This is a genomic window from Halobacillus sp. BBL2006 (assembly GCF_000786645.1).
GTDB lineage: Bacteria > Bacillota > Bacilli > Bacillales > Halobacillaceae > Halobacillus.
Map to the genome: position 1 here is coordinate 1 of NZ_JRNX01000184.1, position 6,540 is coordinate 6,540.

The following is a 6,540-nucleotide window of genomic DNA, read 5'->3' on the forward strand; positions in this document are numbered from 1 at the left end:
CGGATGCTGCACCAATCGATGACGGACGCATTATCTCCTGGAAATGAGGTTAAGGATTATTATTATTATAGGTCGGATAAGAATGACGGAGGTTATCTTCAAGAGCTTGTTGAAACCTGTCAGCACGTGCTCGGATCTTCCTCCTACAGTATAGTTCAGCACCATACAGTCAAATTGGGTTCTCTCTATAATGATCTTCAAGTACATAAGCATGTGATCGAAGAAGAAAGAATACCAAGATTGAAAAATTGGTTTGAGAACCACCAGTCGGAATGGCCACATTTAGAGTGGTATGAATTTTCTGCCTGTACCGGCTCGACACTCGGTATTTTCTGTTTAGTCTCCTATACATTGGGCGGTTCAATGGATAAGCGTTTGGCTGAACAAGTGGAACGAAGCTATTTTCCGTTTATGCAGGGACTCCATATCTTGCTTGATTACTATATCGATCAACAAGAAGACGAAGAAGAAGGGGACCTCAATTTCTGTGCCTACTACGCACATGAAGAAGAGATGAAGAAACGCTTTGAATATTTTGTCAAACAGACGCACGGGGAAATTCAGAAACTGCCGAATGCCCCTTTTCATCAAATGATTCACGAGGGTCTTGTCGGCATGTACTTAGCAGATCGTAAAGTAGGTAAATTGAAGAATGCGAAGAGTTTTGTAAGGGACCTTCTTAAAGTAAGCGGTAAAAAGGCTACGTTCTTTTACTACAATACGAAGATGTATCATAAATTAAAGCCTGGGAGACCTTTATAGGCCCCGGGCTATTGTTTTTCAATGGCGATAATAAAGGGTGGGCTGTTCTTTTGATTGATGAACCCGTATTGAAGGACACGAAAATTTTTCTGATCAAGAGAAGTGACGTATTCCATCAAAGCAGCCTTCTCCTCTTTTCCGCCTGGATGGCCATGATATACAACAAGGACAATAAGTCCTCCTTGCTTCAATAGAGTCAGAAGTTTATCAACCGATGTGATTGTCTCGTCAGGAGTTGTAACTACTTGTTTATCACTGCCAGGAAGATATCCTAAGTTGAAGATGGCTGCTTGAATATTTTGTTGATGTGCCTCAGGAATGACTTCTTTGATCCTGCTATGGGAATCGTGATTGAGAGTTACTCGGTGTTCTATAGAGTTCTCGATTAGTCGCTTTTCTGTATTTTGAATTGCTTTAAGCTGAATATCAAATCCATAAACATGACCTTCTTCCCCGACTAGCTCTGCAAGGAAGAAGGTATCGTGACCATTCCCACAAGTAGCATCGATCGCAATGTCGCCTTTATTTAAGGATTGTTCCATTAATGTATGAGAATAATCTAAAATGCGTTTTAAAATCATTGTGACTATTGCCTCCAAATTGGTTTGTAAGTTCAGAGTTATTGTAGCATGAAAGAAGGACTGGGTTCTAAGCTAATAAATATAAACGTTATCTGGATTGGAGGAAGAATTTATGAAAACATGGAAGGCTCACTCTGCCCATGTCAATAAAGTGTTATTTAGTCCTGACAGCCAGTATATCGTTTCTGCGGGGTTCAAGGGTGAACTGTTTTTATGGGGAGTAGAGCAAGAGGAAAAAGTACAGGTTTTCGAAGGGCATACGGAAACGATAAATGGTGTTTGCTGGTTCGATAAAGGTAGAAAAATCATTTCGGCTTCTGGAGATGGAACGATTCTTACTCATGAAATTTCTAGCAGCCGACCGTTACAGCAAAGGAAGGATTTAAAGTCAGGAGTTCAACATCTCAAAGTGACAAAAGATGAAAATTATTTCATTACAAGTACAAAAGCAAACATGATTACCCTTTGGGAAATGACAGACGGAGAGCTAGTGAAAAAAGTGAAAAGTGATAAGAACAATATTGGAGTCCTAGAGACAGGGAAGCATCACAATCATGCCATCATCGGAGGGTTGGATTCAGCGGTTCGCCGTTTCGATCTTCCAAGTTGTGAAGAGCTGGAACAAATGGACGCACACACTGAAGCAACAATGGGGTTTTGCTTTTTTGATGAAGATCGACATGCGGTGTCTATTGGTTATGACGGCGGTTTGATCCTTTGGGATATGACTACTCACCAGGCGTTGGAAAAGTTCAAAGTTGGTGACAAAGGCTATTACGGTCTTGATGTATCTCCGGATGGTTTAGAAGTGGCAATCACAATGCCTTATCAACTGAAGAGAATTTCCCTTTCAAACTTATCAGTGATTGAAAATGAATTACCTGCCAAGGGAAATTACAGTGTCAACTACTCACCAGATGGTTCAAACCTTGTCATTGGTTCAGCGGATAAAAGCATAAGGACAATCAACATCCTAACTTAGAAAAACCTGCACGAGGAGCTATGCAGGTTAAGGTTTAGGTCTTGGGTTGGATTTGCTTTTCTTTCTGTAACGCTGGACTGTATCGTACGCTTTTTTGGCGTAACGTTTCGTCTTCTCTGGATTACGTTTTGCGTATTCGGTGGCTTTGCGAATGATCTTTCTCATTGTTGCCTCCTTATTGGATCATATGTTGTTCATTTACCTTTTTCCATAAGACGTAAGCATAGGCAGGAGCAGCTTGACAAAGGACTTCTGTTTCATTAAGATACGAATATAAACGAAATGACGTGGAAAAGGAGTAGTAGCAAAGTTTCATGTTGTAGAGAGACAGCGGTCGGTGAAAGCTGTCCTTGATCTTTGTGAACTCGCCTTGGATGTCGCGGAAGTGAACATAAATGGTAGCTTTTGCCGGTGTAGTCGCCGTTATCGACCTCGAGTGAACGTTTAATGACACGTTAATTTGGGTGGTACCGCGGGAATCAAGCCTCTCGTCCCATATTGGGATGAGGGGCTTTTTATATTTTTTATAGAGAAGAATGAGGAGGAAAACAAATGGCTTTTGATCATAAGACGATCGAAAAAAAGTGGCAGAATCACTGGCTGAGCAATAAAACGTTTAAAACGGACAGCCATTCAGACAAAAAGAAATTCTACGCATTGGATATGTTCCCTTATCCATCAGGGGCGGGCTTACATGTCGGACACCCAGAAGGGTATACGGCTACAGATATTCTTTCCCGTATGAAAAGGATGCAAGGGTATGAAGTGCTCCATCCGATCGGCTGGGACGCATTTGGGCTGCCTGCCGAACAGTACGCTCTCGACACAGGAAATGACCCTGAAGAGTTTACAGAACAGAATATCAATACTTTCCGACGTCAAATTCAAGAACTTGGCTTCTCCTATGATTGGGATCGTGAAGTGAATACGACTGATCCGAATTACTATAAGTGGACGCAATGGATTTTCCTTAAACTTTATGAAAAAGGTCTTGCTTACATCGATGAAGTGGCTGTGAACTGGTGCCCTGCCCTTGGGACCGTCTTAGCTAATGAAGAAGTCATTGATGGAAAGAGTGAACGCGGAGGTCATCCCGTTGAACGACGTCCGATGAAGCAATGGATGTTGAAAATTACGGCTTACGCAGATCGCCTGCTTGATGACCTAGAAGACTTGGATTGGCCAGAAAGCATCAAGGATATGCAGCGCAACTGGATTGGTAAATCTGAAGGAGCGGAAGTGACGTTTACGATCGATGGAATGGAGCAGTCATTCGATGTATTTACAACCCGTCCAGATACCCTGTCCGGTGCCACATACGCAGTTCTTGCGCCGGAGCATCCACTCGTTGACCAAATCGTAGCAGAAGCACAAAAAGGCGATGTTGATGCTTACATCGATAAAGCTAAAAATAAGAGTGATCTGGAGCGGACGGATTTAGCAAAAGATAAGTCTGGTGTATTCACAGGCGCATATGCCGTGAATCCGATCAATGGAGAAAAGCTTCCGATTTGGGTAGCTGACTATGTATTGATGAGCTATGGAAGTGGAGCGATCATGGCTGTACCTGCCCATGATGAAAGGGACTATGAGTTTGCTCAGAAGTTTGATCTGCCAATCATTCCTGTCGTAGAAGGCGGGAATGTGGAGGAAGAAGCATACACTGGAGACGGAAAACACATCAATTCTGAGTTTCTAAATGGACTGGATAAAGAAGAAGCGATAGATAAGGCGATCAGTTGGCTTGAGGAGAACGATAAAGGGGAGAAAAAGACAACCTACCGTTTGCGTGACTGGCTGTTCAGCCGTCAGAGGTACTGGGGTGAGCCTATCCCTGTCATTCATTGGGAAGATGGTTCCATCACTCCAGTAGCAGAAGAGGATCTTCCAATAGAGCTCCCTAAAACATCAGAAATTAAGCCTTCCGGCACAGGAGAATCTCCATTAGCTAATATTGATGAATGGGTAAATGTCGTTGATCCGGAAACGGGGATGAAAGGACGCCGAGAAACAAACACGATGCCGCAATGGGCAGGAAGCTGCTGGTACTACTTGCGTTATATCGATCCTAAAAACGATGAGATGTTTGCGGATTTTGACAAGTTAAAGAAATGGCTTCCGATTGATGTTTACATCGGTGGCGCTGAACATGCGGTTCTTCACCTGCTATATGCACGTTTCTGGCACAAAGTCCTATATGATGCAGGTGTAGTTCCAACAAAAGAGCCATTCCAGAAGCTGTTCAATCAGGGGATGATCCTTGGGGAGAATAATGAGAAAATGAGTAAGTCGAAGGGGAACGTTGTAAATCCTGATGACATTGTTTACTCTCACGGTGCAGATACACTGCGTCTGTATGAGATGTTCATGGGACCATTGGATGCCTCAATTGCTTGGTCGACGAATGGACTTGACGGTGCCCGTCGTTTCCTTGATCGCGTATGGAGATTGTTCGTTGAAGACGGAGAACGATCAGATGCAATCAAGGACAACAGTAAGGATGGTACGCTTGAAAAGGTCTATCATGAAACAGTGAAGAAAGTAACCGAGAATTTTGAAGAACTTCGTTTTAACACAGGGATCTCCCAGATGATGGTCTTCATTAATGAAGGGTATAGAGTGAATGAGCTTCCAAAAGAATATGTGGAAGGTTTCGTCAAACTGCTTTCTCCTGTTGCTCCACACCTTGCTGAAGAAATTTGGGAAAAGCTTGGTCATTCTGAAACTGTCAGCTATCAAGCTTGGCCTACTTATGATGAGTCCAAACTGGTGGAAGACGAAGTTGAAATTGTCGTCCAGGTAATGGGGAAAGTCCGTGCCAAGATCATGGTCAATAAAGATGCTTCGAAAGAAGACCTTGAGAAAGAAGCCTTGGAAAATGAACATGTCCAGCAATGGCTTGAAGGGAAAACGGTTCGAAAAGTTATTGCCGTGCCTGGAAAGTTAGTTAATATTGTTGCTAATTAATTGGGATGGGGGTCGCCTGAGGGCGACTCTTCCTATATTATAGAAGAAAATCAAATTCTTGACTTTACAAGTCATATTCATTACATTTGGTTTGCATAATGAAATTAAAGGAGGATCTTCCTATGAGTCAGATTGAAGAAATCACACCTCAAGAAGTAGAAAGAATGATTGAGGAGAATAATAAACTTACAATCATTGATGTGCGTGAAGATGAAGAAGTTGCCGAAGGAATGGTTCCCACTGCAAAGCACATTCCATTAGGGCGAATTCCAAACGAAGTTGACCACTTGCCTAAAGATCAGCAATACGTAATGATCTGCCGTTCCGGCCGCCGTAGCATGAACGCTGCAGAGTTCATGAAAGAAAAAGGGTTTCAAGATGTGAAGAACATGGAAGGCGGTATGCTGAAATGGAACGGAGAGCTGGTTTTTTAACAAGTGAGGATAAGAAGAAATGCTATATGTATATTTAATAGTGTCTATTTTCAGTTTGCTTTTGATTTATGATGCTTATAGGAAGGCTTTAAAACCATTTCCTAAAAACTCCGGCTCCATAGACGATTTTTGTGTCATTGATATAAGGGATTATATTTCTGCTCATCGTGCTCCATACCCTGGAGCAGAAAACATTCCTTTAAGCTATTTACCTCGAGCACTAAAAGAGCGGTTTGATTGTACAAAGCAAATCCTTGTAGTGACTGATGATAAAAGAGGAGCGAAACTAGCTGCCAAAATGATACGTAAACATCGTCGTAGATCTATTTATTATGTTCAACCATAACTCTCTTCTTGGTTTTATAAAGAAGAGAGTTTTTCTTCTTCTGTTAATATTTTGTCCTTTAGCTAGAAAAAGGGGTTGTGGGAAATGGCTCGTCCTTAAGTCAATCTCTCAGTAATGAACTTTTCTTAATTATCCAGTAAGACTGAGAGGGATTGTTCAATACTCTTTCACATTTGCCAAACAATTATTACTGGTTGTTGTAAAACAAATAAAGTTAAACATTGGTCCTAATTAAGGGAAAAAAACTTAATAAAAAATCTATGAATCTATTGACTTTATCTTTTTAGGCGTGTAATATAGTTAACGTTGCTTATTTGAGAGCACAAGCGCACAAAGCACAATAGATTTTATTTAACAAAATCTATTAAACTCTATTGACAGCTTATTACACTTTATGCTAAAATTTGATTACTGTCGCAACAGACAGTCATTGATCTTTGAAAACTGAACGAACCAACCAGTACGTCA

At 41.5% G+C, this 6,540-nt stretch carries 7 protein-coding genes and 1 other annotated feature; of the genes, 5 read left to right on the forward strand and 2 right to left on the reverse strand.

Translation table 11 applies throughout. The features are described from left to right. Nucleotides 1–762, forward strand: a 762-nt coding sequence (locus tag LD39_RS06595; protein WP_035544249.1) for a DUF2600 family protein, incomplete at its 5' end; no start/stop codon positions are given. An 8-nt stretch (nt 763–770) separates the two neighbouring features. Here the strand turns inward: LD39_RS06595 and LD39_RS06600 are convergent. Beyond that, on the reverse strand, nt 771–1,343 hold the full coding sequence (locus LD39_RS06600) for a class I SAM-dependent methyltransferase (RefSeq protein ID WP_035544252.1): 573 nt from the start codon (nt 1,341–1,343) through the stop codon (nt 771–773). Between the two features lie 112 nt (nt 1,344–1,455). Here LD39_RS06600 and LD39_RS06605 point away from each other — a divergent pair, with 112 nt between their 5' ends. Continuing rightward, nucleotides 1,456–2,325 (forward strand): WD40 repeat domain-containing protein, encoded by an 870-nt coding sequence (locus LD39_RS06605; protein WP_035544254.1) that lies wholly within the window; start codon nt 1,456–1,458, stop codon nt 2,323–2,325. 27 nt (nt 2,326–2,352) lie between these two features. Here the strand turns inward: LD39_RS06605 and LD39_RS23025 are convergent, their stop codons facing one another. Next, nucleotides 2,353–2,490, reverse strand: coding sequence for a hypothetical protein (locus LD39_RS23025; protein ID WP_197061401.1), 138 nt, complete (start codon nt 2,488–2,490; stop codon nt 2,353–2,355). Nucleotides 2,491–2,604: 114 nt separating this feature from the next. Further along, nucleotides 2,605–2,824 (forward strand) — a binding site (T-box leader). 53 nt (nt 2,825–2,877) lie between these two features. Here LD39_RS23025 and leuS point away from each other — a divergent pair. The 3 genes from leuS to LD39_RS06620 all read left to right on the forward strand — a co-directional run bounded on the left by leuS (nt 2,878) and on the right by LD39_RS06620 (nt 6,072). Then, nucleotides 2,878–5,292, forward strand: a complete 2,415-nt coding sequence (gene leuS, locus LD39_RS06610; RefSeq protein ID WP_035544255.1) for a leucine--tRNA ligase — start codon at nt 2,878–2,880, stop codon at nt 5,290–5,292. A gap of 122 nt (nt 5,293–5,414) precedes the next feature. After that, nucleotides 5,415–5,726 carry a rhodanese-like domain-containing protein gene (locus tag LD39_RS06615; protein ID WP_035544257.1) on the forward strand — a complete coding sequence of 104 codons (312 nt, stop codon included), beginning with the start codon at nt 5,415–5,417 and terminating at the stop codon, nt 5,724–5,726. Between the two features lie 19 nt (nt 5,727–5,745). Then, on the forward strand, nt 5,746–6,072 hold the full coding sequence (locus tag LD39_RS06620; protein ID WP_035544259.1) for a rhodanese-like domain-containing protein: 327 nt from the start codon (nt 5,746–5,748) through the stop codon (nt 6,070–6,072). Nucleotides 6,073–6,540 lie beyond the last annotated feature (468 nt).

What these genes read in the sequence shown, in the direction of transcription:
- LD39_RS06620 (WP_035544259.1), top strand. Translation starts at nt 5,746, where the DNA reads ATGCTATATGTATATTTAATAGTGTCTATTTTCAGTTTGCTTTTGATT.
- LD39_RS06600 (WP_035544252.1), bottom strand. Translation starts at nt 1,343, where the DNA reads ATGATTTTAAAACGCATTTTAGATTATTCTCATACATTAATGGAACAA.
- LD39_RS23025 (WP_197061401.1), bottom strand. Translation starts at nt 2,490, where the DNA reads ATGAGAAAGATCATTCGCAAAGCCACCGAATACGCAAAACGTAATCCA.
- leuS (WP_035544255.1), top strand. Translation starts at nt 2,878, where the DNA reads ATGGCTTTTGATCATAAGACGATCGAAAAAAAGTGGCAGAATCACTGG.
- LD39_RS06605 (WP_035544254.1), top strand. Translation starts at nt 1,456, where the DNA reads ATGAAAACATGGAAGGCTCACTCTGCCCATGTCAATAAAGTGTTATTT.
- LD39_RS06615 (WP_035544257.1), top strand. Translation starts at nt 5,415, where the DNA reads ATGAGTCAGATTGAAGAAATCACACCTCAAGAAGTAGAAAGAATGATT.